Annotated in this window: 21 protein-coding genes and 2 pseudogenes; 16 read left to right on the forward strand and 7 right to left on the reverse strand. The window is 71.9% G+C overall.

Features of this window, described 5'->3' with window-relative positions:
- Nucleotides 1-44: 44 nt before the first annotated feature.
- Complete coding sequence (locus ABZ464_RS21320; protein ID WP_359279181.1) at nucleotides 45-506, forward strand: SRPBCC family protein; 462 nt, start codon at nucleotides 45-47, stop codon at nucleotides 504-506.
- Between the two features lie 77 nt (nucleotides 507-583).
- Here the strand turns inward: ABZ464_RS21320 and ABZ464_RS21325 are convergent, their stop codons facing one another.
- Nucleotides 584-2,311, reverse strand: a complete 1,728-nt coding sequence (locus ABZ464_RS21325) for a phospholipid carrier-dependent glycosyltransferase (RefSeq protein ID WP_359279182.1) — start codon at nucleotides 2,309-2,311, stop codon at nucleotides 584-586.
- A gap of 80 nt (nucleotides 2,312-2,391) precedes the next feature.
- Between ABZ464_RS21325 and ABZ464_RS21330 the strand changes: the two are divergent.
- A pseudogene (locus ABZ464_RS21330) lies at nucleotides 2,392-2,595 on the forward strand (substrate-binding domain-containing protein); the annotation flags it as partial.
- A gap of 27 nt (nucleotides 2,596-2,622) precedes the next feature.
- Here ABZ464_RS21330 and ABZ464_RS21335 read toward each other — a convergent pair.
- Nucleotides 2,623-3,963, reverse strand: coding sequence for a mucin-1 (locus ABZ464_RS21335; protein WP_359279183.1), 1,341 nt, complete (start codon nucleotides 3,961-3,963; stop codon nucleotides 2,623-2,625).
- Between the two features lie 182 nt (nucleotides 3,964-4,145).
- On the opposite strand from ABZ464_RS21335, the gene ABZ464_RS21340 reads away from it, so the two are divergent.
- The 7 genes from ABZ464_RS21340 (at nucleotide 4,146) to ABZ464_RS21370 (ending at nucleotide 12,221) form a co-directional block, all read left to right on the forward strand.
- Nucleotides 4,146-5,165: a LacI family DNA-binding transcriptional regulator gene (locus ABZ464_RS21340; RefSeq protein WP_359279184.1), complete on the forward strand. Its 1,020-nt coding sequence runs from the start codon at nucleotides 4,146-4,148 to the stop codon at nucleotides 5,163-5,165.
- A 97-nt stretch (nucleotides 5,166-5,262) separates the two neighbouring features.
- Nucleotides 5,263-6,612, forward strand: a complete 1,350-nt coding sequence (locus ABZ464_RS21345; protein WP_359279185.1) for a sugar ABC transporter substrate-binding protein — start codon at nucleotides 5,263-5,265, stop codon at nucleotides 6,610-6,612.
- Nucleotides 6,613-6,676: 64 nt separating this feature from the next.
- Nucleotides 6,677-7,666, forward strand: coding sequence for a sugar ABC transporter permease (locus ABZ464_RS21350; protein ID WP_359279186.1), 990 nt, complete (start codon nucleotides 6,677-6,679; stop codon nucleotides 7,664-7,666).
- Nucleotides 7,667-7,668: 2 nt separating this feature from the next.
- Complete coding sequence (locus ABZ464_RS21355; RefSeq protein ID WP_359279187.1) at nucleotides 7,669-8,523, forward strand: carbohydrate ABC transporter permease; 855 nt, start codon at nucleotides 7,669-7,671, stop codon at nucleotides 8,521-8,523.
- A 125-nt stretch (nucleotides 8,524-8,648) separates the two neighbouring features.
- The gene (locus ABZ464_RS21360) at nucleotides 8,649-10,700 is read left to right on the forward strand and encodes a PA14 domain-containing protein (protein ID WP_359279188.1); all 2,052 of its coding nucleotides are present in this window, start codon (nucleotides 8,649-8,651) and stop codon (nucleotides 10,698-10,700) included.
- A gap of 243 nt (nucleotides 10,701-10,943) precedes the next feature.
- Nucleotides 10,944-11,429, forward strand: coding sequence for a sortase (locus ABZ464_RS21365; RefSeq protein ID WP_359279189.1), 486 nt, complete (start codon nucleotides 10,944-10,946; stop codon nucleotides 11,427-11,429).
- A gap of 192 nt (nucleotides 11,430-11,621) precedes the next feature.
- Nucleotides 11,622-12,221: a class F sortase gene (locus ABZ464_RS21370; RefSeq protein WP_359279190.1), complete on the forward strand. Its 600-nt coding sequence runs from the start codon at nucleotides 11,622-11,624 to the stop codon at nucleotides 12,219-12,221.
- Nucleotides 12,222-12,254: 33 nt separating this feature from the next.
- On the opposite strand, the gene ABZ464_RS21375 is transcribed toward ABZ464_RS21370, so the two are convergent.
- The 4 genes from ABZ464_RS21375 to ABZ464_RS21390 all read right to left on the reverse strand — a co-directional run bounded on the left by ABZ464_RS21375 (nucleotide 12,255) and on the right by ABZ464_RS21390 (nucleotide 15,916).
- On the reverse strand, nucleotides 12,255-12,917 hold the full coding sequence (locus tag ABZ464_RS21375) for a hypothetical protein (protein WP_359279191.1): 663 nt from the start codon (nucleotides 12,915-12,917) through the stop codon (nucleotides 12,255-12,257).
- Nucleotides 12,918-13,042: 125 nt separating this feature from the next.
- Complete coding sequence (locus ABZ464_RS21380) at nucleotides 13,043-13,348, reverse strand: hypothetical protein (protein WP_359279192.1); 306 nt, start codon at nucleotides 13,346-13,348, stop codon at nucleotides 13,043-13,045.
- Between the two features lie 80 nt (nucleotides 13,349-13,428).
- Complete coding sequence (locus ABZ464_RS21385) at nucleotides 13,429-15,054, reverse strand: M6 family metalloprotease domain-containing protein (protein ID WP_359279193.1); 1,626 nt, start codon at nucleotides 15,052-15,054, stop codon at nucleotides 13,429-13,431.
- A gap of 88 nt (nucleotides 15,055-15,142) precedes the next feature.
- Entirely contained in the window at nucleotides 15,143-15,916 is a 774-nt protein-coding gene (locus tag ABZ464_RS21390; protein WP_359279194.1) for a helix-turn-helix transcriptional regulator, read from the reverse strand.
- Between the two features lie 54 nt (nucleotides 15,917-15,970).
- On the opposite strand from ABZ464_RS21390, the gene ABZ464_RS21395 reads away from it, so the two are divergent.
- Nucleotides 15,971-17,314, forward strand: coding sequence for an MFS transporter (locus ABZ464_RS21395; protein WP_359279195.1), 1,344 nt, complete (start codon nucleotides 15,971-15,973; stop codon nucleotides 17,312-17,314).
- Here the strand turns inward: ABZ464_RS21395 and ABZ464_RS21400 are convergent.
- A complete protein-coding gene (locus tag ABZ464_RS21400) occupies nucleotides 17,289-17,786 on the reverse strand; it encodes a flavin reductase family protein (RefSeq protein ID WP_359279196.1) in 498 nt (165 codons plus the stop codon). The genes ABZ464_RS21395 and ABZ464_RS21400 overlap by 26 nt on opposite strands.
- Before the next feature lie 73 nt (nucleotides 17,787-17,859).
- On the opposite strand from ABZ464_RS21400, the pseudogene ABZ464_RS21405 reads away from it, so the two are divergent.
- The 6 genes and pseudogenes from ABZ464_RS21405 to ABZ464_RS21430 form a co-directional block, all read left to right on the forward strand.
- Nucleotides 17,860-18,081: pseudogene (locus ABZ464_RS21405) on the forward strand (hypothetical protein); the annotation flags it as partial.
- Nucleotides 18,082-18,304: 223 nt separating this feature from the next.
- Nucleotides 18,305-19,366 carry a hypothetical protein gene (locus tag ABZ464_RS21410; protein WP_359279197.1) on the forward strand — a complete coding sequence of 354 codons (1,062 nt, stop codon included), beginning with the start codon at nucleotides 18,305-18,307 and terminating at the stop codon, nucleotides 19,364-19,366.
- 105 nt (nucleotides 19,367-19,471) lie between these two features.
- Nucleotides 19,472-20,563 carry an FHA domain-containing protein gene (locus tag ABZ464_RS21415; protein WP_359279198.1) on the forward strand — a complete coding sequence of 364 codons (1,092 nt, stop codon included), beginning with the start codon at nucleotides 19,472-19,474 and terminating at the stop codon, nucleotides 20,561-20,563.
- Nucleotides 20,564-20,668: 105 nt separating this feature from the next.
- Nucleotides 20,669-22,048: a hypothetical protein gene (locus ABZ464_RS21420; RefSeq protein ID WP_359279199.1), complete on the forward strand. Its 1,380-nt coding sequence runs from the start codon at nucleotides 20,669-20,671 to the stop codon at nucleotides 22,046-22,048.
- A complete protein-coding gene (locus tag ABZ464_RS21425; RefSeq protein WP_359279200.1) occupies nucleotides 22,045-23,352 on the forward strand; it encodes a hypothetical protein in 1,308 nt (435 codons plus the stop codon). The genes ABZ464_RS21420 and ABZ464_RS21425 overlap by 4 nt, the downstream gene beginning before the upstream one ends.
- The gene (locus tag ABZ464_RS21430; RefSeq protein ID WP_359279201.1) at nucleotides 23,349-25,364 is read left to right on the forward strand and encodes a vWA domain-containing protein; all 2,016 of its coding nucleotides are present in this window, start codon (nucleotides 23,349-23,351) and stop codon (nucleotides 25,362-25,364) included. Before ABZ464_RS21425 ends, ABZ464_RS21430 begins: the two co-directional genes overlap by 4 nt.
- Nucleotide 25,365: the final 1 nt, after the last annotated feature.

The raw sequence follows: 25,365 nt of genomic DNA on the forward strand, positions 1-25,365 counted from the left end.
GCCCCAGCGTTCCTTCGCACGTGTCCGAGCGACGAGGAGTGCCCATGTCAGGACGGTTCGAAGCGACGGTCGAGGTGAACCGGCCCGTCGCGGAGGTGTTCGCCTACCTGGCCGACGGCCGCAACGACCCCCAGTTCAGCCCACGGGTCCTCAAGATCGAGCGCATCCCGGACGCCCCGACCTCCGTGGGCACGATCTTCCGCAGCACGGTCAAGGACGCCGGGATGAAGACCGCGCGCGAGTTCCGCATCACCACCCTCGAAGCCCCCGTGCGGCTCCGGTGGGCCGAGGTCTCGAAGAACACCGTGACGGCGCGCGAGGGCGGCTACGACCTGGAGTCGCTGCCCGACGGCGGAACACGGGTCCGGATCTACAACGTCCTCGAGGGCCACGGCCTGGGGAAGCTCCTCGTCGGCCTGGCGCTCGCCGCGGCTCGCAAGGACGCCGACGCGTTCGGCCACCGGATCAAGGCCGCGGCCGAGGCGGCGATTCCTCCCTCTCCCTGACGTCCCTCGTCCTCGGACAAGGAACCGGTCGGGATCGGCCACCATCGGGTGAAGGCAGCAGCCGCCGCATGGATCTCTCAGATCCAGGTGTCGAGCCACATTCTGGCGTGCCAGTCGGCGTACGGGATCGTCTGCCCGGTGTAGATGGGGAAGAAGTAGATGAAGTTCCACGCGATGAGCAGGAAAAGCGCGCCCGCTGCCGTCGCACCCCGTATACGGCGTTTGGGGGTTGCTCCCGGTGGTCCCAGAAGCGCGGCCAGCATCATCGTCACGGCCAGGCAGAGGTACGGCGCGAAGATGACCGCGTAGAAGGAGAAGACCGTGCGGTCCTGGTAGAGGAACCACGGCAGATAGCCGGCTCCCACCGCGCACAGGATGGCGCCGGCGCGCCAGTCGCGGCGCAGTGCCCAGCGGTAGAGCAGGTACACGAGCGCACAGCATGCCGACCACCACAGCAGCGGCGTGCCGAGGGCGAGGACCGTCTGCGAGCAGGCTGCCGCCGTGTGGCATCCGTCCCGGCCCGACGCGGGTGACTCGTACTGGAAGAGCACGGGGCGGCCGAGGACCAGCCAACTCCACGGGTTGGACTGGTAGTCGTGGGGAGCGTGCAGTCCCACGTTGAACCGGTACACCGCGTACTCGTAGTGCCAGAGGCTGCGCAGCGGGGCCGGTATCCATGACCAGGTGCCGCCGCGGCCGTCGGCCCAGTGCCGGCCGTAGCCGTTGTCGGACAGGAACCAGCCGGTCCAGGTCACCAGATAGGTCGCCACGGCGACCGGGACCAGGGACAGAACCGACCAGCCGGCGTCCTTGCGCAGCACCGCCCGGTACGGGTGGCGGGCCCCGGCGAGGCGACGGGCACCGACATCCCACAGCAGAGTCAGGACCATGAAGAAGGCCAGGACGTACAGGCCGTTCCATTTGGTGGAAGCCGCCAGTCCCAGGCAGAGTCCGGCCGCGAGCCGCCAGGGACGCAGTCCCGTACCCGCGTGGTCACCGGTGAGCTCGTGCGGTCGTACATGACCGTCCTCGCCGGCCGGCAGCGCCGCGGCGAGCCGGGCTCGTGCGTGGTCCCGGTCGATCAGCAGGCATCCGAACGCCGCCAGGACGAAGAACATGACGACCAGGTCGAGCAGAGCGCTGCGGCTCATCACGACGTGCAGGCCGTCCATGGCCATCAGCGCGCCGGCCAGGCAGCCCAGCAGTGTCGAACGGAACAGGCGGCGTCCTATGCGGCACAGCATGAACACCGACAACGTGCCCAGGACGGCTGTCATGAAGCGCCAGCCGAACGGCGTGAGGCCGAACAGCCACTCTCCGAGGGCGATCACCCACTTGCCCGTCGGCGGGTGGGCGACGAAGGATCCGGTGTCGGAGAGGGGGATGACCTGGGGGTGGCCGAGTATCTGGGGGTCGGTGATCTTGCGGTCCGGCCAGGTGCCCTCGTAACCGAGGTGCAGCAGGGACCAGGCGTCCTTGGCGTAGTAGGTCTCGTCGAAGACGAGGTCCCGCGGCCGGTCGAGGTGCCAGAAGCGGATCGCTCCGGCCAGGACGGCGACGAGCAAGGGGCCCAGCCAGTGCATCGCCCTCGCCACGCGGTGGACCCGTGCCGGGGCCATGGGTATGAGCTCCCAGAAGCGGGACGGCCGCTTCGGGAAGGGCGGCACCAGTCGCTCGCGGATGTCGGCTGCGGGGCGTGCGACGTATCCGAATCGACGGAGCCGTGCCTGCCAGTGGTCGGGCGCCGCCGTTGCGGGACGAGGGCCGTCGAGGACAGGGGAACGCGTCGCGTTGCTACTTGTCACCGGATGACCTTAGTCGGGGGCTGCGACGCGGCGGATGGTCCGGGGGGCAGCCATTCGGCCCCGCACGGTCGGTCCTTCCGGTGCAGCCACGGTTCGAGAGCGCCCGCGCCGCGGTCGAGGCGCTGCTGGACCCGGGCGTCACCGCGGTGGTGGCAGCCTCCGACACGCCGGCGCTCGGCTGCTACCACGCCCTGCGTGAGCGCGGGGCCGACCCGGGGCCGGACGTTGCCGTGGCGGGCTTCGACGACTCGCCGATCGCGACACTTCTCTCTCCGGGCCCGACCACGCTCGCCCAGGGTTCCGGCCGGGGGTCAGCGGGGTGTCGGGCCGGGCCAGATGGCCGAGGCGTCGTCGCGGAGCGGATCGGGCAGCCGGAGTGGGCGGACGGGGACCGTGCGGGTCCGTCCGTCCGATGCCACCGTCCACGGGGCGGGCTCTCCCGAGTAGCTGAGGGTCGTCAGGACGAAGACGCCGTCCGCGTAGATCTCCACGTACTCGCCGATCGTGAGGATGCGCAAGGAGGCGGCCGGCTCGCGCAGGACGCTCTCGCCGAGCCTGTCCCCGCCCGGTCCGGTGACCCAGAGGTTCTTGCCGTCGCAGCCGACGACGAGGGCGGGGCCGTCGTCAGCGGTGCGCAGGGTGACCTCGACGCGTCCGACGACACCGATGTCACCGACCGCGTGCAGAGCGGGCTGCTCGGTCGTCTCGCCGAGCCAGCCGTCCAGGCCGGGCCACCATTGCAGACGAGGGGCCTCGTCCGGGGGCGCGACCAGGAGTTTGGGCTGCGCGAGCATCCCGCGGCAGCGTTCCCCGGTGTCGGTGAGGCCGACCCGGCGAGGCGTGGTGTGCAGCACCACCCGCGAGCCGTCGGGCGCGGCGATGACCCGGGGCGCGTAGCTGCCGGTCGGCCCGAGCGGGCCGCGGCGGGTCCACGGGCCGCGCAGCCGGGGCGCCGTCCACGCCTCGAAGCCGCGGGTGGCGCCGATCGAGCCGATCAGCAGCCAGCTGCCGTCGTCGAGGCGTTCCAGGACCGGGCACTCCAGCTCGTCGACGTCGCCCGGGGAGACGAGCGGCGGATGCACGGTCCAGTGCTCCAGGTCGTCGGAGGTGGCCCAGGCGACGCAGCCGCTGACCTCCACGGGCCGTGAGGCGTCCTGGGCGCAGACGACCATCACCCAGCCGTCCGACTCGTCGTCGCGTACGACGAACGGGTCGCGCCAGCCCATGCGGTCACCGGTGAGATACCAGCGCGCGTCCGCCTCCGCGACCGGCCCGGTGCCGTGTCGGCGCCAGCCGGTGCCGTCGGTGCGGTCGGAGTACGCCAGGCCGACCGACTGCAGCGGCCAGCCGTCCGGGGTGAGCCCGGACACGCCCGTGTAGAACATCGCCATGCCGGCGCCGTGCCGGACGGGGTGCATGGTCCACACGGCCTGCTGGTCGAAGCGGCCGGGCAGGCCGTTGCCGAAGGCGGTGCCCTCGGGCCGCCAGGCGACCAGGTCGGCGGAGGTGGCCCTGCCGTAGGAGGTCTCCATCCGCAGATGGTCGAACTCGGGCGTCCAGGGGCCCTGCAGATGCAGCACCGCGTAGCCGCCGTCGTCGTCGCGCAGCACGGCGAAGTCGTTCACGCAGAGGCCGGGTGGGGCGTATCGCATGCGCACTTCCTGTCGGATGTACAGCGCTCAAACGTGTGCGCTGATCAGAGGGTCCGGCGATCTCATTCGGAAATCGGCCCAAGTAAAACTCAACGCAAACGCTTGCGCAACGAGAGGGTCGGGTTTACGGTCACGTCACCCCCAGATCACACCGACGTGAAACCCACGGAAGGACTGGCCCCGTGACGGTCAGCATCACCGACGTCGCCCGCGCCGCCGGCGTCTCCGCATCCACCGTGTCCCGCGCCCTGCGCGGGCAGCCGGGTGTCTCCGACGAGGTACGGGCGCAGATCGCGGCCGTCGCCGCACACCTCGGCTACACCGCCTCGCGGTCGGCCTCCAGCCTGGCCAGCGGGCGCACCTTCACCGTCGGGGTCATCGCGCCCCACGTCGGTCGCTGGTTCTTCGGCACCGTACTGGACGCCGCCGAGAAGGTGCTCAGCGCGGCCGGTTACGACCTGCTGCTGTACAACCTGGGCTCACCCGAGGCGCGCAAGCGATTCTTCACCAAGCTGCCGGTGCGCAAGCGGGTGGACGCGGTGCTGTCGCTGCTGATCCCGGACGAGGAGGAGGCCGCCGCGCTGCGCTCCCTCGGGGTGCCGCTGGCCATGACCGTCGGCGGCCCCCGGGCCGGCTTCACCGTGGTCGGCATCGACGACCACGCCGGCGCCACCGGTGCCGTACGGCATCTGGTGAACCTGGGGCACCGAAGGATCGGCATGATCTCGGGAGCGAGCGAACCGCTGCACTGGACCACCCCGATCCAGCGCCGCCAGGGGTATCTGGACGTGCTGGCCGACGCCGGCATCGCCCACGACGCGGCGCTGGAGGCGGACGGCGCCTACACCGTCGAGGGCGGCGAACACGCCATGACCCAGCTGCTGGCCCTGTCCCGGCCGCCGACCGCGGTGTTCGCGCAGTCCGACGAGATGGCGATGGGCGCGCTGCGGGCGCTGCGCCGCCACCGGCTCGCGGTACCGGAGGACGTGTCCGTGGTCGGCTTCGACGACCACGAACTGGCCGAGGTGATCGGCCTGACCACCGTCGCGCAACCGGTCGCCGGCCAGGGCGCGGAAGCCGCCCGGCTGCTGCTGAACCGGCTCGACGAGCCGGACACCGAGCCGCCCGGCCATGTGCAGATGCCCATCCGTCTGATGCTGCGCGAGACCACGGCCCCGCCCCACCCCCGCGGACCCCGCTGACCGGACCCACACCCCCCTTCCCCCACGCCGTGAAACACCCTCACCCCTCACCCGAACCCTCACCCTCACCCTCACCCTGCACGGAGGCACCACAGCCATGAGCACAGCGGCAAGCAGAAAGCTGCGTCACGCGGCCCGTACAAGCCTGGCCCTCGCCCTTCCCCTCGCGGCCCTGGCCGCCTGCGGGGGCGGCAGCGGCGGCGGTGACGGCTCCGCCGACGCCGGCAGCGGCACGGGGACGATCAAGGTCTGGGCCCACCAGGGACAGAAGAGCGAGGACGCCGCGCTACAGAACGCGGTGAAGTCCTTCAACTCCTCCCAGGGCAAGATCAAGGTCGAGCTGAAGCTGATACCCGGCAACGACTACACCAAGACCATCACCGCCACCGACGCCTCCCAGCTGCCGGACGTGATGGAGTTCGACGGCCCGACCATGGCGAACTTCGTCTACAACAAGAAGCTCGCCCCGATCGACGGCTACGTCTCCGCGAAGACCATGGCCAACGCCACCGACGCCATCAAGGCGCAGGGCGAGATCGACGGCAAACACTACGGGCTCGGCATGTACGACTCCGGGCTCGGCGTCTACGGCAACAAGAAGCTGCTGGACGCGGCCGGGGTGAAGTACCCCACCGGCCTCGCCGACGACTGGACGGCCGCCGAGTTCACGGCGGCGCTCAAGGCGCTGAAGGCCAAGGACTCCGACGGCAAGGTCCTCGACATCCAGGAGGGCAACGGCCTGGCCACCGAGTGGGGCACCTACGGCTTCGCCCCGATCGTCTGGTCGGCCGGCGGCTCCCTGCTCAAGGACGGCAAGGCGGAGGGCGCCCTCGACACCCCGGCCGTGGCATCGGCGCTGAAGACCTTCCAGTCCTGGAAGACGTACGTCGACCCCAACACCGACGGCAACGCCTTCGCCAAGAGCCGGGTCGCCCTCAGCTGGGTCGGCCACTGGATGTACCCCGCCTACAGCCAGGCCCTGGGCGAGGACCTGGTCGTCCTGCCGCTGCCCGGCTTCGGCAACGGTCCCAAGACCGGTCAGGGCTCCTGGGCCTGGGGCATCGGCGCGGGCTCGACGAACGGCAAGGCCGCCGGCGCCTTCCTCGACTACCTCCTCAACGACACCAACGTCGCCGCGATGACGACGGCCAACGGCGCCCCGCCCGCCACGAAGACCGCGCTCGCCAAGAACACCCTCTACAAGGAGGGCGGCCCGCTCCAGCTCTTCGCCGACCAGCTCGCCAAGCCCTGCGGCGACAGCGACATCAGCGCGTCCTGCGTCGCCGTGACCCGCCCGGTCACCGCCGGGTACCCCACCATCACCGCCCAGTTCGGCCAGGCCCTGAACTCCGTCTACGGCGGCGGCGACCCCGAGGACGCCCTGTCCAAGGCCGCCCGCGCCATCGACCAGGACTTCTCCGACAACGCCGGCTACAAGATCCCGTAGGACCCCAGCGGCCGGGGCAGGCACAGGGCGACCGTGCCTGCCCCGCCGGGAACAGGACCCACCCGTGAAAACCGTGGAACCCGCGCACTCCGCGCCGTCGGGCCGGGAGAAGGCCCCGCCGGCACCCTCCGCGCAGCCCTCCCAGCCGGCGCGCAAGAACCGCGACTGGGTGCACGGACTGCTCATGTCCGCTCCCGCCGTCGGCGGTCTCATCGCCTTCGTCGGCGTGCCGTTCGTCTACGCCGTCGTGCTCTCCTTCTACAACGTGCGCCTCGGCTCCCCGCTCGCCCCGACGTTCTTCGGTCTGGAGCAGTACCGGCGGCTGTTCACCGACCCCGACCTGTCCGGCCCCTTCCTCAGGTCCCTGCTGAACAACCTGACCTTCGCCGTAGTCGTCGTCCCCGTACAGACCGGCCTCGCTCTCGCGCTGGCGATCCTGCTGAACCGCAAGCTCAAGGCCATCGGCTTCTTCCGGTCCCTGTTCTTCCTGCCGGTCGTCTTCCCGATGACGCTGGTCGCCGTCATCTGGCGGCTCATCCTCGCCCGCAGCGACCAGGGCATGCTCAACTCCGCGCTGCACGCGGTGACCTTCGGGAACTGGGGCGCCTTCGACTGGCTCGGCGACGCCGCCACCGCCATGGCCTCCGTCATCGTGCTGTCCGTCTGGCAGGGCGTCGGCTTCCAGATGGTCATCCTGCTCGCCGGGCTCCAGCAGATACCGGGCGAGCTCTACGAGGCGGCCCAGCTCGACCGCGCCACGCGATGGCAGCAGTTCCGGCACGTCACCCTGCCCGGCATCCGCGGCACCCTCGTGTTCGTCGCGATGCTCACCTCGGTGCTGTCGTTCCGCGTCTTCGACCAGGTCTACGTCCTCGTCCGCGGCGGCGGCCTCGACGAGGACGCCACCCGCACGGTGATGTACCAGGCCGTCACCACCGCCTTCGACCAGAACAACGTCGGCCAGGCAGCCGCGATCACCGTCGTCTTCTTCCTGATCGTCGTCGCCCTGACCCTGATCCAGCGCCGCGTCGTCCGGCCCGACAACGAGGACTGACCATGAGCACCCCGACGGGCCTCACCCGCACTCCCCTGCGCCGCTTCCTCGACTACGCCGTCCTCGGCGTGCTGGCGTTCCTCTTCATCCTGCCCGCGCTGTACCTGTTCATCGGCAGCTTCAAGCCCTCCGACCAGGTGCTGTCCGGCCTGTCCGGCTTCCTGCCCACCCATCTGACCTTCGACAACTACACCAACGTCCTCAACAGCCTGGACTCCGACAGCACCGGATACTTCTGGCGCTTCCTCGGCGTCTCCGTGCTCCTCGCCTTCGTCGTCGTCACGGGCGGACTCTTCGTCAACTCGATGGCCGCGTACGGGCTGTCACGGCTGAAGTGGCGTGGCCGGCAGGCGGTGTTCACGCTCGTGCTGCTGCTGATGCTGGTCCCGTTCGAGTCGGTGGCCGTCCCGCTCTTCTACCTCTTCAACGACCAGCGCAACACGCTCTTCGTCCAGGCGATCCCGTTCATCGCCAACGCCTTCTCCGTCTACCAGTTCCACACGTTCTTCCGCTCGATCCCACCCAGCATCGAGGAAGCCGCCCGCCTGGACGGCGCCGGTCCCTGGCGCACCTTCTTCGCGATCATCGTCCCGATGTCCAAGCCGGTCTTCGCCTCGGTCGCGATCCTGACCTTCCTCACCCAGTGGGGCTCCTTCCTCTGGCCGGTCCTGATGATCTCCGACCCGTCCGTCCGCCCTCTCCCCCTGGAGATGAGCGTCTTCCAGGGCCAGCTGCCCCCGGACTGGGGCCAGATCCTCGCCTTCGGCGTCCTGCTGGTCCTGCCCGTCCTGATCGTCTTCGCCTTCTTCCAGCGCTGGTTCGTCCAGGGCGTGGCAAGCTCCGCGGTCAAGGGCTGAACAGCCGTGATCCCGCCCCCGGATTCCCCCGGGCGAGGGCGGGCAACCTTGGCGCCGGGTCGTGAGTCACACGAGTGTCAACTGTTTCGTTTCCCCTTGGTCCGGAAGAAGCCGCACTCTCTGTGATGACTCGTACCCGGCTGACCGCGCTCGCCGCGACGGCCGCCCTGGCCGCCGTCGGCGGTCTGATCACCGCCACCCCGGCCGCCGCGGCCGTCACCTGCGCCTCACCCCGCTGGAAGGCGCAGTACTTCGGCAACTCCACCTTCAGCGGCACGCCGAAGCTCACCTCCTGCGACTCCGCCATCGCCGAGAACTACGGGTACGGCGACCCGGCAGGCGTCACGCTCCCCAAGGACGACTTCTCCGTCCGCTGGTCCCTGACCCGGGACTTCGGCTCCGGCGGCCCCTTCCGGCTCTCCGCCGCCACGCAGGACGGCATGCGCGTCTATGTCGACGGGGTGCGGAAGATCGACCTGTGGAGGAACGTCTCCACGACCGCCCGCAGGACCGTCGACCTGACCGTCCCGGCCGGAAAGCACACACTCCGCGTGGACTACGTCGCCTGGACCGGCCGCGCCCAGGCCACGTTCACGTACACCCCGCGCACCGGGGCCGCCGTCGACACCGTCAAGCCGCTCGCCCCGACCGGACTGACCGCCGCGTACGACCGGGGCACCGCGAAGACCACCCTGCGCTGGGCCGCGAACAAGGAGATGGACCTCGCCGGTTACCGCGTGTACCGCCGGCTGGGCACCACCGCGTGGGCGAGGGTCAGCGGTTCGTCGCCGCTCGCCGCCCCCTCGTTCGTGGACGCGACGCCCGCCACGGGCCAGACCTTCCTGTACGAGGTCCGCGCCGTCGACAAGTCGGGCCGCGAGTCCGCCGGCAGCCTCGACACCACCGCCGCGACCGTGGACCGCACGGGCCCGGCGGCGCCGACCGGTCTCACGGTCACCGGCGACGCCTGGTGGGCCACCCTGGCCTGGCAGCAGACCGCCGACGCCGCACAGTACGAGGTGTACGCCGCCTCCGCGGCCGGCGGCCCGTTCGCACTGCTGGGCACGACGACCGCGACGTCGTACCGCACCGACGCCCCCGTGAACACCGCCCGGTACTACCGGGTCCGCGCCCTCGACGCGCTCGGCAACCCGTCGCCGTACGCCGCCGTCACCGGCGACGGCGTCGACCGGACGCCGCCGAAGTCCCCGACCTCCCTCGGCTCCGTCGTCGACGTCGGCTCCACCGAGGTGTACTGGGAGCAGCCCGACGGCTTCTACGAGGACTTCTCCAACGGCGGGACCTACCACGTCTTCCGCTCACCCGGCACCACCCTCGACCCGGCCGCGCTCACCCGTGTGACCTGCGCCGAGTCGAGCGACGAGACCAGCACCGGCGGCATCTGCCACGACCAGGACATGCCCGCGGGCACGTACGTGACGTACGCGGTCGCGGCGGTGGACCCGGCCGGCAACGAGTCGGCGCTGTCCGCCCCGCTCGTCGTGCGCACCGGCGACCGCGTCGCGCCCGGCCCCGTGACCGGCGTGCGAGCCACCCCGCGCGCCGACGGCGTGCTGGTGAGCTGGGCGGCCTCGACCGAGGACGACGTCGAGCGCTACATGGCCTGGACCGGCGCCCGCCAGGCCGACGGCACGGTCAAGTGGCTCAGCTTCACCTCCTGCCGGGAGGGCACGAGCGACCCGCTCGCCGTGCTGTGCGGCGATCTGCCGGACGGCGAGACGTACGTGTACGCCGTCGTCGCCAGGGACCGCTGGGGCAACGCGCTGTCCCCGAGCGACGCGAGGGTCACGCTCGTCGAGGCCACCGAGCTGGACGTCCGCCCGGACCTGACGGTCACCCGGGACTGGGACCTCGGCGGCGTGGGCCACGGCACCGTGATCGGCGGACCCGACGAGGACGGGCCGTCCATCGGCTGGCGGTGCGACAAGGCGGCCGAGTGCGACACCGTCGCGGGCTACCGGGTCAGCCGGTGGAACGCGGCCACGAAGGCGTACGAGCCACTGCACGCCGGACTGTTGCCGGCCCAGACGCGTACCTACACGGACACCACCGCCGCGCGCGGGAGCACGCACTTCTACACACTGCAGGCGGTGCGCGCCGACGGCAGCGTCGCGGGCACGTACGTGTGGAACTGCGTCTTCCAGGACCGCGTCTAGCCGCGCGGCCCCCGTCCCTCGTTAGCCTGTTTCGCCGAGCTCCCACGAATCCTCCACCACCGCGGTGCACACCTTTCTGACCTGTGCAAACGCCCATGCGAAAGTGCTCGATACGCCCGCCCGGGCGACGCGTCTGTCGATCCGTCAGGTTGCGGAGCTGACGCAGCGTCGGTTGCCTCGTCAGTGGCGTGCACAGAGCCGCCGCACCGGACAGGCCGGACGCTGCTCAGTTGGAGGGTTCTCGTGGGCATCACACACGTTGGCATCGGTATCGGCCTGATGGCCGGTGCCCTGGCGCTACAGGTTCCCGTCGCTGCCGCCGTCGGCGACTCCGGTCTCGACATCCGGCAGGCCGCCCACGGCTCCACGGTCACCGTCAGCACCACCGCCTGCGGTGCGGACGTGACCTACGGCAAGGGCGAGTCGGAGGTGGCAGGGGCGTTCCACCTCTTCGAAGGCGAGAGCAAGGGTGTGCTCACCGGCGAGTTCACCCTGCCGGAAGGATCTTCGGCCGACACCGACACCGTCACCGTCAAGTGCCCGCCGCGGATCAGGATCACGGACTCGTACCAGCTCGCCGCACGCCGACCCGACGGTGCCGTCGAGGCCGGTTTCGGACCGACGGGGAGCACGGTCCCGCAGCTCGCCCTGGGCGCGGCGCTGGTCGCCGCGGCAGCGGCCGGGGGGCTGGTGAGGATGCGTCACCGCTCGAGCGCGCAGCGCAACTGACCGCCCGCCTCCTCGCCGCTTCCCGGGCCGGGCCCTGCACCGACCCGGGAGCCACGAGGATTTCAACCGCCTCGCCCACTCCCCCACTCCCCCACTCCAGGCAAAGACCCGACCCCGATGGCCCCCAGGCACACCACCGCCCCTTCCTCTTCCTCGTTCGTCCCTTCAGCCGGGCTTCTCGCCTGGACACTCGTGGCAGGTACCGTGCTGGTGATCGGCGCGCTGCACTACGAGCAGCCCCCACAGCCGTCGGCGGACCAGGCCTTCTCTCCCCTCCCGGGCCCCACCGCGCACCGGGCCGTCGCCCCGGCCGACCCCGCCCTCCCCCCGCTCCCCCGCGCGGAACCACTCCGGCTGCGGATCCCCGCCCTCAACGTCAACGCCCCCCTCACCAAGCTGCACCTCGACTCCTCGGGAGCGCTCGCACCGCCGCCCGCCGACCGTCCCGACCTCGCCGGCTGGTACAGCGAGGGCACGGCTCCGGGCTCGGTCGGAACAGCCGTCACCGCCGGTCATGTGGACCTGCGTACCGGCCACCCGGGCGTCTTCTTCGGGCTCGGCGCCCTGTCCAAGGGCAACATGATCGAGGTCAACCGGGCGGACCGGCGCACAGCCGTGTTCACCGTCGAGGCCGTGGAGGTCTACGACAAGAAGCGCTTCCCGAGCGAGAAGGTGTACGGGAACTCCGGGCGGGCCGAGCTACGGGTGATCACCTGCGGCGGCGGCTACACCCGGCAGAAGGGATACCAGGGCAACGTCGTGGTGTACGCGACGCTCACCGCCGTCAGATGAGGCGGGCGGTCGGAGCGGCGCACGGCGGTCCCGTCAGCCGAGGCCCAGGCGGGTGAGCGCGGTCGTCCAGTCCGTGACGATGGCGCGTTGCGCGGCCGCGAGGGTGACCCTGCCGGAGCAGACCGCGGTGTGCAGCTTCGTCTCCACCGGGTCCTTCAGGTTGTTCACACCGGAGCCCTTCCGGTGGCCGGGGTCGGCCGGCTCCACCCACAGGTTGCGGTAGTCGTTGGGGTCGCCGCCGAGCTGCAGGCTGATCAGGTGGTCGTACTCGGCGTCCCCCATGCGCCCGGTGTAGCCGTAGGAGGCGGCGTTCAGCTTCTTCTCCTTGCCGGTGACGTAGGTGGAGGGGCGGACGCCGGAGGTGTAGCCACCCTTACGGCATATCGTCGACTTCAGATTGGCCTGCGTCACGGCCGGGGAGATCGCACCCGGGGTGCACGCCGGGTCCTCCAGCGGCTCCCCCTTCTCGTACCGATAGTGGCAGCTGCCCGCGGGCGGCTGCTGCTGCACCGTGTACTTCTTCTGCGGGCCGGCGCCGACCGCGATCGATCGCCCCGCCCCTGCGTCACCCGACGCGGAGGCCGACGGCCCCGAAGCGCCGGATGCGGAGGGGTTCGCCGCATCCAGCGGCGAACAGCCCGCCAGGAGCAGGCCGGCCAACAGCGTGGGCGGAGCAATCCGGCGGATGGAGCGCATGACATCCCCTCACGGGCAGGCGACAGCTGAGCAAATGCTGCCCTACGGGGAATTCCACCCGCTGCTCGGGGTGGGGGTCGCCTGGTCGCCCGGCATCCGGGCCCTTTGCGGCCCGGCGGTGTCGGTCACGCCGGTGGTTCGATCGCGAACGTGCCCGGTGCCGGGCGCCTCTCGGCCAGTGCCTCGCCCCCGGCGAGCCGCGCCCGCAGACGGATGACGGTGCCCGGTGTCAGGCCCCTCACCAGGTCGCTCGGTACGGCGAGGCCGAGACGGTGTCCGACCTGCCGGGTCAGCAGGTCGGCGTAGCCGGGGACCGGCCGGGCGTCGAGGACGTCGACGCCCAGCAGGTCCCAGCCGTTCAGCCGTGGGTGCGGGGCGGCCGTGACCAGACGGACGGTCAGCGCGGTGCGGTTCTCGATCGCCTGCACCATGGGCCCTCGCCCTCCGTCCGTCCTCGGTCGCCGGCGGCCCCGAGCCGCGTACCCGTCGCGCGGCAGGGTGCCGCGGGGTCCTAGCCCCGACGGTAGCCGCGGCCGAAGCCCGTGGCGGGTTCCGCGCCCTCCGGCTTGCCGTCGTGCTCCTGGCGCAGACCGCCTTCGAGGAGCGGCTCGGCGCCCCTGCGTCCCTCGCCCGCCATGGCTGTCTCCAGCGCCTCCAGCCGGATCTGCAGGGCGTGGATCATCTCGGCCAGCCCGACCTCGCCGACCGCCTCGGGGCGTGCCGCGGTCAGCCCGACGGGCAGATGGACCGGTCCCGGTACGGTGACCGCGACCGTGGCGGTCATGGTGGGCCCGGACGCGGAGATGCCGGTGACGGAGACGCCGGTCGGGGCGCCCGAGTGGGAGTGGGAGTTCGGGGTGCTCGTGGGGCCGAAGGAGGAGTTCCCCGTCCGTCCCGGGTAGGGGTCGCCGGTGTCGCCGCGGTTCGCCCCCCACTCCAGATCGTGCTCGTTGTCGGCCTGCACCAGCCCCACCATGTAGTGGGTCTCGTCGGAGTTGTCCGGCTGGTGCTCGTCGACGTGCCAGATCAGCAGGCCGTCGCCGGGCAGCGAGACGTCGTAACCGGTGCGCTGGCGGTTCTCGACCAGGAAGTACTCGCTGCCGGGGAGGCCTCCGGTCCACAGCCGGTGCACTTGGTGGCTGTTCTTCACGTCGGGGATCGACAGCGTGGTCGGTCCGGTGACGTTGGACACCGTCGCCCAGCCCTGACCGAGCTTGCACCACGCCGAGGGGTGCGTCGGCACGTTCCCGTCGCCGCCCCATGAACCGCCGCCCATCAGGCACCAGTTGCCGACGCCCTCCGAGGTGCCGTCGATGTCGTACAGGTCGGGGAAGCCGAACAGCAGGTGCCCCAGCTCATGGGCGCAGACGCCGATCCTGGCGTCCTCGGGGATGGTCAGGTAGGCGAAGATGCGGGCGCCGTCCGCGTTGTAGGCGTTCGGCAGGGTCCACTTGTGCGACCAGATGTCTCCCGGGTCACCGGTCTCCTCGCCGCCCTGACCCGCGTGCACCACGATGAAGGCGTCGACGAAGCCGTTGCCGTCGTTGTCGTACGGGGCGTAGTTGATCTGCGGATCGGCGGCCATGGCGGTGTCCCTGGCCATGAGGTGCGCCCGGGGCTCGCCGGACGGCCGGCCGATGCCGAAGTTGCCGTTGGCGTACCAGGAGAGGGCCTTCGGCAGCCGGACGGGGCCGACGACCTCGCCGACGACGTCGACCAGACCGTGGGTCACCTCGCGGTAGTACTCGCGGACGCTGCCGTGCTGCAACACGCCTTCGGAGAAGAAGAGTTCCTCGAAGTGCTGCTTCTCGTGGGTCATCGGCTTGTCCTCGAAGTCGGCGAGGACGACGACGACGCGTACGGCTCCGGTGAGCGGCCGGCGCTCGGCGGCAGCGCCGGCGATGGTGGCCCGCGGGGTGCCGACGGGGAAGTCGCCGGGCGGGATGATCGTGCCGTCGTCGAAGCCGAGGTGGCGCGGAGCGCCGCTCACGACGAACTGACCGCCGAGCGGCGAGGCGCCGCGGATGCGCTGCTGTGCGTCCTGGAGCCGCTCACGCAGTTCCGGACTGGGGCACACGGCGCAGAAGTCGGACCAGACGGCGACGGCACCGGCGCGGCGGGAAACGGAATTGGTCATGACGAGTCCCCTTGAGCGGAGTACGGGGTCTCCACCAGTCACACACGCCGCAACGGCACCCGCAACTGCATACGAACCAGCACAATTTTCAACTTCGTGGGTGACGGGCGGTGCCGCATGCCGCGGCCCGGTAGCTGCCGGGTGTCCGGCCGGTGGTGCGGGTGAAGGTGTCGATGAAGGCACTCGTCGTCGCCCATCCGCAGCGACGGCCGGTCTCGGTGACGGTTGCCCCCTCGGCGAGCTGGATCATGGCGTGGAACACCCGGGTGAGGGTTCTCCACTGCGGGTACGTCATGCCGAATTCGGTCCGGAACAGCCGTGACAGGGTGCGTTCGCCGACACCGGACTGCCGGGCCAGCCAGGTCACCGTGCGCAGCTCGGCCAGATTCTCGGCGGCCAGGCCGCAGGCCCGCACCAGCCTGGGGTCCTGGGGTGTGGGCAGAGTGAGGGGTTGGACGTGAGAGCGCCGCAGCCTGTCGCGCACGACCGCCTGCAGGCGGTCCGATTCCGGCGCCGACAGGCCGGGATCGCTGCGGGCCATGAGGAGCTCGCGCAGCAGCGGCTCGACGGAGACGACGGTGGGTGTCGCGGTCGACAGCGGGGCGTCGTCCGGAGCGAATCCGATGGTGTGCACACGAGTCGGGCCGTAGACCCGGTGCTGGTGCCAGGTGTCCGCCGGAATCCACATCGCCTGGGTGCTGGAGGCGACCCAGGACGCCTCTCCCGTCTGGACGGCGACAACGCCGGTGCTGACGTAGACGAGTTGGTGGAACGAGTGGCGGTGGCGGCCGATGACCTGTCCGGCGAGGTGTTCGTGCCGCGTGATCGTCGGGCTCGTCGCTGTGTGGCTGTTCTCCGACATTGTTCGGCAGATTATCGGAAGCGCGGCATCCTGGCTGCCTGCGAGCGTGAGGTCATGAGCACTACACGATCGTCTCCGCCGGGCCATCGCGGGCACCACGAGGACGGGCTGTCCACGCGCCTGGCGCGGAGGTTGCGCGCGGCGGCCCTGGACCCGCGTCCCTTGACCGTGGCGGCCTTTCGGCGCCTCCTGCTCGCGCAGGCAGCCTCCTACGTGGGCACGATGGTCACCGCTGTGACCGTGCCGGTGCAGGTCTACGCGCTGTCGCACTCGTCCTTGCAGGTCGGACTCACCGGGCTGGCCGGACTGCTTCCGATCGTGGTCTTCGGCCTGTACGGCGGAGTCGTCGCCGACCGCGTCGACCGCCGTCTGCTCTATCTGTCCGCGTCCGGCGCCACGTGGTTGATCACCCTCGCCCTGCTGGCACAGGCGCTGGCGGATCTGCGCTCGGTGCCCTTCATCATCGTGCTGGTGTCCGGCCAGGCGGCGTCCTTCGCCATGGCGTCCGCCGCGTGCGGCGCGATCATTCCCCGTATCGTTCCCCCCGGCATGATCCCTGCGGCCAACACCCTGTACTTCACCGTCGGGAACTTCGGCCAGGTCGCCGGCCCGCTCTGTGCGGGAATCCTCCTGGCGCTGCCGGGCGGGTTCGCCTGGGCCTACGGCGTCGACGCCGTCCTCTTCACCTTGCTGCTGTACTCGGCGTATCGCCTGCCCGCGGTGCGGCCGATCGAGACGCCCTCGCCACGGGGCGGGTTCCGCTCGGTGTGGGACGGGCTGCGTTTCATCGGCGCCCGCCCCGTGCTGTGGACGTCGTTCGCGCTCGACATCGCGGCCATGGTGCTGGCCATGCCGACCGCGCTGTTCCCCCAGGTGGCCGACTCCCGCTTCCACGGCGGCGTGGGCCTGCTGTACGCCTCGATCGCCATCGGTTCTCTCGCGGCCGGACTGTGCAGCGGGTGGATCGCGAAGGTACGCCGTCAGGGCATCGCTCTGGCGGTGGCCGTGGCGGGCTGGGCCGCAGCGGTCGGCCTCGCGGGAACCATGTCCTCGCTGTGGGGCACGGTCGCCCTGCTGGCCTGCGCCGGCGCCGCCGATCTCGTCAGCGCGGTCTACCGGGAGACCATTCTGCAGACCTACGCTCCCGACTCCATGCGGGGCCGCCTGCAAGGCGTCTTCACCGTCGTCGTCGCGGGCGGGCCCCGGCTGGGTGATCTGCGCGCGGGAGCCATGGCGGCCACCATGGGTCTGGGCCTGGCCTGGTCGGGCAGCGCCTTCGTGTGCCTGGCCCTGGTCATGGCCACCGCCGTCCTGGTGCGACCGTTCCGGCGCTATGACGCGGGCTCGCCACAACTCGAGACACCCGTTCCGGTCAGTCGACCGGGTGGCCGGGGCTGATGTCGTCGCAGTCGTCGAGTCGCAGCAGGCGTCGCCCGGCCCCCGCCCCCCACTGCGCGGGCTCGAGGACGAAACCCACATGATCGCCCCCGTCGACGTGCGCCTCGACCTTCCCGACGAACCACGCGGCCGTGTCCTCCAGCACGACCGCCCCGCCGACGCCCCCCGTCCAGCGAGTCTGCGCGAACTTGTCGACGCTGTCTCCCGTCTCCCCGCCGAAGAGGGCCGCCAGCGCGTGCTGGTCGGGGGTCAGCAGATGCACGGCGAGGTACGGTGCCGCGCGGGCCACCGCGTAGGTGTGGTTGACCTTGGACAGCCACACGGCGAACCGCACCGGCCGGATGGAGCATTGCGAGGAGAACCCGACCAGGCATCCCGACCGCTCCTCGCCCACGGCAGCCGTGACCACGCACATCTCCGGGTTCAGCCGGTCCATGAAGACGTCGGCATCCACCACGGTTCCGAAGTTCATGACTGAAGTGAACACCGCACAGACCGCCCAGGCCGCTCAGAGCGAGACCGTCGGCGGGGCGGCGCAGGGTGTGGCCCGTGGCATCGACGCGGGCCTCCGGACACTCGTCGCGACGACCGGCCAGGTCGCGGCCACAGCGAAGACGGCCTGGACGGTGATCGCCCACCGGAAGCTGCTCGCCGCCGGTGTGGGCGCGGGTGTCACCGCGCTGACGGCCGCCTCGTACGCGATGGGCCGCCGCTCCGGCCACCACACCCACGGCCCGATCACCCGCTTCACCGGCGGCCGGATCTGACGCCCGGAGCTCCTGATCCTGTTCGGGCCGCACACCGGGGTCCGAAGGCCTGTGACGGCAACATCCGCAGCTCATGCGTTCAATACCGGCCAGGAGTGCTCCGGTAAGGCACTGCTGTGGTCCTGTTCGTCATGCGCTCGGACAACCGCGCAAGGGGGACCGCGCACACAGGGGTGGATCGGTACAGTCGCGACTCGCGTTCCGACCGGTCGGGGGATATCGGATGAGTCATGACGGCACGACGTCGTGTGCGGGGCTGGGGTGTCTCGGGCTGGTGCTGCTCCATGTCTGGGTCCCGGTCGGGTACCTGCTCGCCGCGCCCGTGACCGTGCCGTCGCTGCTCGCCGCCCAGTCGCCCGCGGTCCGCACACCGTTCGCCGCTCCCTGGCTGCTGGTCACCATGGCCCTGCTCGTGGCGGCCCTCGTGACGTGGCGGGCCGGCCACCGTGGCCGGGTACGGCCGTGGCTGCTGCTCGCCCAGTCCGCGGGGCTGGTCTCCCTCTCCGTCGTGGTGGCCCTGTGGGTGCGGTCGCAGGTCGAGCCGCCCGCGCTGCGCATGGCCAAGGGGGACACCGACGGCGTCTGGACCGTGGTGTCGGAGGCCCAGACGCTGGCGGTCATGCTGGTGGCGGTGGTGTTCTTCCTCGTCGTCCGCAAGGTGAGCCCCGCGCCGCCGTCCCGGTGGGCCGCCGGTATGCGGCCCCTGGGGCGGCCCTCCCCCAGTCCTGGCGAGATCTGGTTGTTCGAACAGACCGTGAAGAGCGGTGACCGCAAGCGCCGGCCGTGTCTGGTGATCGACCGCGACGATGAACGGGCTCGCGTCCTGTGGTTCGACTGGCATCCGAGCGAGACTCCCGGCGCTTCCGTGGCCGTACTGGACGGCGCCTGGAACGCGGGGTGGAACGGGGACACCAGGTGGGTGAACGTCCGCCGGCCGAGAGACGTCCCCCTGACCGACGGCAGCCGAATGCTGGGACAGTGCCCCTTCAAGACCTGGCTCCAGGTCCGCAAGGCCGTCCGCGCCACGTCCGGGGGCCTGTGGCACCGGACTCCGGTGTCGTACCGGAAAGCCGGGCGTCGGCAGCCGTTGCGCCGGACGGGTCGTGACGCGCCCCGCCCCGCGATGGGGGACGGGCCGAGGACATGGGATCCCGAGGGCGCGGGCGCGGCCCCGGATCCGTCGGCGTACACCGCGCCGCGCCCCTCGGAACCCATGACGGACGCTCCCGTACGACGGGCCCGGCGGCGTTTCCCACGGATCGGCCGTGCGCCCGGGCGGCCCTGAGGGCGGTGGCCCGGTCTCCGCGCGGCATCACCGCTCTCTCCCACCCGGGTCCCCCCGACACATCCCACGAGTCCCCCATTCACCGACTGGCGCAGGTACCGAAACATGCACGCTGTCGTCGACGTCTCGAACGTCTGCTGGTCCCAGGAGATCGGACCGGCCTCGAAACTCCCTCTCCTGCCCCGGCTGGACCGCGTCACCGAGGCGTGGCGCGCGCTGCACGGGGACGGGGCCGTGCTCGTGGCGATCGCCGACCAGTCGCTGTTGCACCAGGTGCCCGAGGAGCAGCGCGACGAGTTCGAGCGCCGACGCAGCCAAGGCGTCCTGCGGGTCGTACGCCAGGCCGATCCGGTGCTGCTCTCCCTGGCTCTGGAGCGCGACCTCCACGTGATCAGCCGGGACCGGTTCGTGGATCTGCGGCGGGCCCACCGCTGGATCGAGGAGCGGCCCGAGCGTTTCCACAGCTGGCGCCGGGAGGGTGACGGACTGCGGTTCGTCCCCAGTGGCATCGTGCCGGTGTCGGGCCAGGCCAAGTCTCGGGCGGAGGAGGAGAAGGAGCTGGTCCACATCGGGCTGACGCGCCGGAAGGACGTGCTGCGCTCGGTGTGGCGGTGCGACTCCCGCTGCCCCCTCGCCCAGTCGTGGCCCGACGGCATCCGGCTGTGGCCGCAGCTGGACGTGCGCACGGGGCGGCCCGTGTGTCCCGAGGAGCGCTGTGGTCGTCCGCTGGTGCGGGTGGGCGACCGCCGGCCCATCCGTGAGGTGCTGATCGAGCGTCTCGACCGCACCGAGGAGGAGGCGGTGATCCTGCGTTTCCCGCTGGAGGCCGACAGTTGTCTGGAGATCGGTCGTGGGGCTCTCGCCCATGGGATCAACCTCGACGGCATCGGCCGCGAGCACCGCGCGTCGGTGGCCCGGGTCAGCCGCAAGCACCTTCTGATCGAGGCGGATGCCGCTCTGGCGGTGTCGGTGCGGGACCTCGGTTCCTCGCACGGCACCGCGGTACGGCGGTGGGAGCACGACGCGCTGGGGCGGCCCCGTCCGCTGACACCGGGCGAACCGGTGCGCCTGGAGGGCCTGGACCAGGTGGTCCTCGCCGGCGCGGTGGCCCTCAGACTGTCCGGCCGCCGACACAGTCACCATCTGGAGACACCGGCCCTCGGTGACGAGGGCGGCGCGAGGACCGTACTGGAGTGACGCCCGCGGCCGGCCGAAGCATAGTCGTATGCGACCAATAAATGCTGAAGTATGGAGATTTCATACTTCACGTCCTCTTCTGTGGCTAGGGTGCTGGGTGTGTTGGTGAGTCTGACGAGGGTGGGGGCGGCGCGGCAGGCGCTGGCCAAGGGACTGGCGGTGCAGGGTGCCGATCGGGACGCGGTGGTGGCGGCCGTCGAGCGCGGCGGGCTCCCCGAACTGGGGTCCGGCAGGCTGCGGTTGCGGCCCGGCCGACGCCATCCGGCGTTGCTCCGGCTGGTGACGCCGCCCGCGTGGTGGGGCACCCGCGGAGCGCGTGCCGACGGATTCGGCGTGCTGGCAGGCGCGATCGAGGTCGTGGCGGACGCGGCGCGCAGGGCCGGCGGTGTCCTGACCGTGCCGGGCGTCTCGCTGGACGGGACCGCGGTGCCCCCGGACGGGGACCTGTACTGGCTGGAGACGATCGATCCGGTGGAACGGGAGCTGCTGTACGCGCTGTTGCGCCGGCACTCCCCCGCGTTGATCGCGCTCGCCGGCCGGGGTTCCTTCTCCCGCGAAGGGCGCCGGGACCGCGTCGGCTCCCGGTGGCTCGCGGACTCCGGAGAACATCTGGCGGCCCGGAACATCGGCCCGGTGACGGAACGTCATCTGGAGCAAGTGCGCGCCGAGTTGCGCCGCCGGGACGGTATCGGCGACCTGGACCGCATGGACGTGGCGCCGGTCGAGGACGACGGCACCGTGCTGGTCCGCTGCCTCGACGCGCAGACCACTCTCGCCGAGGTCCGCGCCCACATGCTGCTCCTCGACGCACTCGCCCTGCGGGCCCGCGGGCAGGCCAGAAGGGGCGACCGGTGCGCGTTCGTCCGGCAGGACCTGCTGGACGACAACCGCGCCCGCGCGGTCACCGAGGGACTGCGCGCCGTTTTCGTCGAGGACCATGGTCCCCGAGCGGGCGCGGGCCGCGACGAGCAACGGCAGGCCGGCCGGCCGCGAGAGCGCTCCGAGCGGCGCCGCCCCGCCCGGCAGGCCGCTCGGGCCCTCCTCGCCGACCTGGTGCCGGAGTTCGCCAAACTGGACGCGACCGCCGAGGAGCTCGCGCCGCTGTTGGGTCTGGTCGAACTGCCGGGCCGCACCCGGCCGCCGAGCGGGCAGGACCTGCTGCGGTGCGACACGGGCGGCCGTCCGCTGTCCGACACGCTCCGCGCGGCCCTCACGGACACCCGGCCGGGAGGTGCGCTGCTGCCGTTGATCGTCGAAGGTCACCCCGGAAGCGCCGCCCTCATGCTCCAGGCCTGGGGCCAGGCCCTCAGCACGGGTGAGCCGCTGCGGGAACGCTGTGGACGCGACGAGCCGGGCCGAGCGGGACCGCGCCGTGGGAACGGACCGCCCTCGCACCGGCGTCGACGGCCGGCCGACAGGGCGCCGGGCGCGGCACCGGACGGCCGCCGCGACCCGAGGCCGACCCGGGGAGGGAACCCGCAGTGACCATCGCACCGCCCCGGATCCCCGCGGGGGACGTGGAGGTCGTCCTCGACCTGCGGGAGGCCGATCTCGGCCTGACCACCGCCCAGGCCTACGGCGAGTTGTGGCAGCAGTTGGAGCCGACCCTGCTGGGGCGCCCGCTGCACACCGGCGTCCCCTTCCGGTGGGAGTCGCCCACCGGGGACATCGTCCTGGAGGTCCTGCGCTGCGCTCCGGGCGTCACGCTCGTCCGTGAGGACACCTGCTTCGACATCGTCGCCGTACGCGAACGGCCCGACCTCACCCGCACGGCCTGCACGGCCTGCGCCGGAGGCGGGCGGACCGCGTACGGGGCCTTCACCTGCGAGCCGTGCGGGAAACAGGATGTCCCCGCGCGCCTGTGCGACGACCACGTGGTCCTCCTGGACGGATCCCTGACCGCCACCTGCGCAGCCCATCACCCGTCCTGCGCGGAGTGCGGGCGACCGGCGTCCTTCCGCTGCGCGGGGCCCGGCTGCGCGACGGCGACGGCGTGGTGCGACGCGCACCGCCATCCCCATCCGGCCGACGCGGACCTGGACTACTGCCCGGCCTGCCACCAGCGCCAGTTCCCCGTCTGCGAGCAGGGGGGCTGCCGCGGCGCCGGGCAGGTCCGGTGCGACTGGGCGGACCCGGCGGGCAAGCCCTGCGGCCGGCAGATGTGCTCCCGGCACGTCCACCGCTGGCAGGTCTTCGGCCACGAGAAGGTCGGTCTGGGCCTGTGCCGGGAACACCACCGCACGCCGCGCACCGCGCCCGCACCCGAACTGGTGCGGCAGATCGTGGCCATGGCGGTACGGCGCCGCGGCGGAGCCCGGGTGTCGCTGGCGCTGCTGGGACACAACCTGCGCAACACCGGCCACCGCGAACTCGCCGTGGACTACGGCGGGATACACGCCCTGCTGCGGCGGCTCGCCGACGACTCCGGTGGTGGCAACGCCGCCCGGCGGCTGGCGGAGCAGGTACGCCGGGCCGAGCCGGACTGGCAGCGCGAGATCGCCCGGCTCGGCGACACCGCGTCGGAGGGCCGCCGGCTGTTCGAACGGCTGCGGGCGCTGGTGCGCGAGCAGGAGACGGGCCGCGCGGAGATGGCGGACGCGCTGCGGTTCGTGGAGTACAAGGCCCCGCGTCAGCGCGACGGCGTCACGGAGCGGCCGGGCCTGCTCTTCGTCGATCTGCCACAGCCCCTGCGCGGGCGGTTCATCGGCGCGAAGGGGGCGCATATGGCCCGGTACCGGCAAGCACTGGGTGCGGACGTGAGGTTCGAGGGCGATCGGAGCCGACGATGAGGGGGACGACGACGGATCCCCGGCTCACCCGGGGCGTGGTGGTACCGGCGGGCGGAGTGCTCACCGGGACCCGGGTCGGGGTGTGCGGGGCCGAGTGGGAGCGGGCCGTCGGGCCGTCCGCAGGAGAGCGGTACCGGCTCCTGAGCGTGGGTGCCGGGTACGACGCCACGGCCGTGGCCGTTGAGGTCGTACCCCTGGCCGAGGTGCCGTCGGGGCTGCTCGCGGTGCCCGAGGACCTGGCCAGGGCGACCGACTTCGATGCCGGCGAGGCCGGCGCGTGGCGGCTTGAGACGGCACCGGTGGTGGTGGCGCGCTCCGTGCAACTGGAGTCGCCCACCGAGCGTTCCCTGGAAGAGGCCGGCCGGGAGCTGGCCGCGGCCGGGCTGGCGGGACGGGCGTTGTGGGTGCCCGCCGACGATCAGGAGCTGTGGCTGCACACCGGCTCGGTGCCCTATCGCGCACGGCAGTTCGACGCCGACGGGCGGCGCGAGGTGATCATCACCATCCAGGAGCGCACCGCCGTCGACCTGTTCGTGCCCGGCGCCCGGAGCGGTGTCGACATCGTGGTCCTGGCGGACTGCAGTGGCTCGATGAAGTGCGAGGACATCGTCCCGTTCGCGGAGTACGCGGCCGCGACCGCCGCCACCTCGCGCTGGCGCGGTCTGATCGGCTCGCGCACCCGTGCTTCCCGGGCCGGTCTGAGCCGGATGCGCGCGCTGCAGGACGCGTTGCGCCACCTGTTGGAGGCACGGCTCCAGGCCGGCGGGCGGGTGTCCCGGATCGCCCTGCTGGAGTTCACCCACCACACCCGCCAGATCTTCCCGCCGGGCGGCGGCATGGCCCAGATCGACGCGGGCACCCCCGCGGAGGCCGACCTGTTCCGCAACGCCCTGGGCGTGCTCAAGGCCCAGAACGCGGGCACCGACATCGGCAACGCGCTGCACGAGGCGGCCAACCTCCTCTACCACCATCACAAGCCGGGCAACGAGAAGCTGATCGTGCTGGTCAGCGATGGCGCGCACTGGACGCCCAAGGGTGAGCAGGGCTCGGGGGAGGTGGTGATGGCCACCGAGGAGCCGGTCAGTCTCATGGAGCATCTGCACGCCGACACGGGCATCCGGCTGCACACCATCGGCATCAGCACCCCGCAGCTGTACCAGGACTGGCTGACCCGCGCCCAGGTGCAGGACCACGTCTCCCTGCGCCCCGACCACGCGCTGCTCGCCGAACTGGTCAAGGTCGGCGGCGGCGACCCGGCGGCCATCGGCGGCCACGAGGTGCTGGACGAGTACTTCTCCGGCCTCGGCGCCGGTCTGACCCGGCGGGTCCAGGTGACCCGGGCCCGGGCCGCCGGGCTGCCCGCCGCGACCGCGGAGGCGCTCAGGGAGTGCCGGGACCGGCTCGCGCACACCACCGGACACCCCGCGTCCCCGGACGAGGGTCCCGGCCGGGAGGCGGCCCGCGAGCGGCTGTCCCTGGCCGCCAGTCGCTGCGCGGAGGCGGCCCAGACCGCGCTGCGCACCCCGCTGCTGGACCTGATGCGGGTGCGGGACGCCATCGACCGCGGTCTGGAGGGGGAGCACGGCGTGCCCGACCCCCGCGCGTTCGTCCGCACCGTGGGGCGGGCGCTGCCGAGCCGCCGGCCCGACGCCGACCCCGTGCCCGTGGCGGTGCGGCCTCATCTGGACGAGACGGAGCGGTTCCTGGCCGGGCTCTCGCAGGAGTTCGACCGTCTCACGGCCGCCGGTCCGGGACCGGACACGGTGTGGGTGGTGGGCCGCTGCGACCTGTTCGCACAGCTGCTGGAGTCCCTGACCGCGGCGCTGGAGGCCGTTCCGGCGCCCGTCCCGGGGGCCGTCCCCGATCCGGTGCCGGCCGGGAGTGCGCCGCCGAAGTGGCAGGTGCCCGTCGACGAGGACCCGTACGACGTGGAGGCGGCGTACGGCACCGCGGGTGTCGGGGCGGGCGGGATGTCCGTCTCGGCGGGGTCCCCCTTCCGGCTGAGGGAGTGAG

Origin of the sequence: Streptomyces sp. NPDC005820 (genome assembly GCF_040630255.1) — a bacterium.
GTDB lineage: Bacteria > Actinomycetota > Actinomycetes > Streptomycetales > Streptomycetaceae > Streptomyces.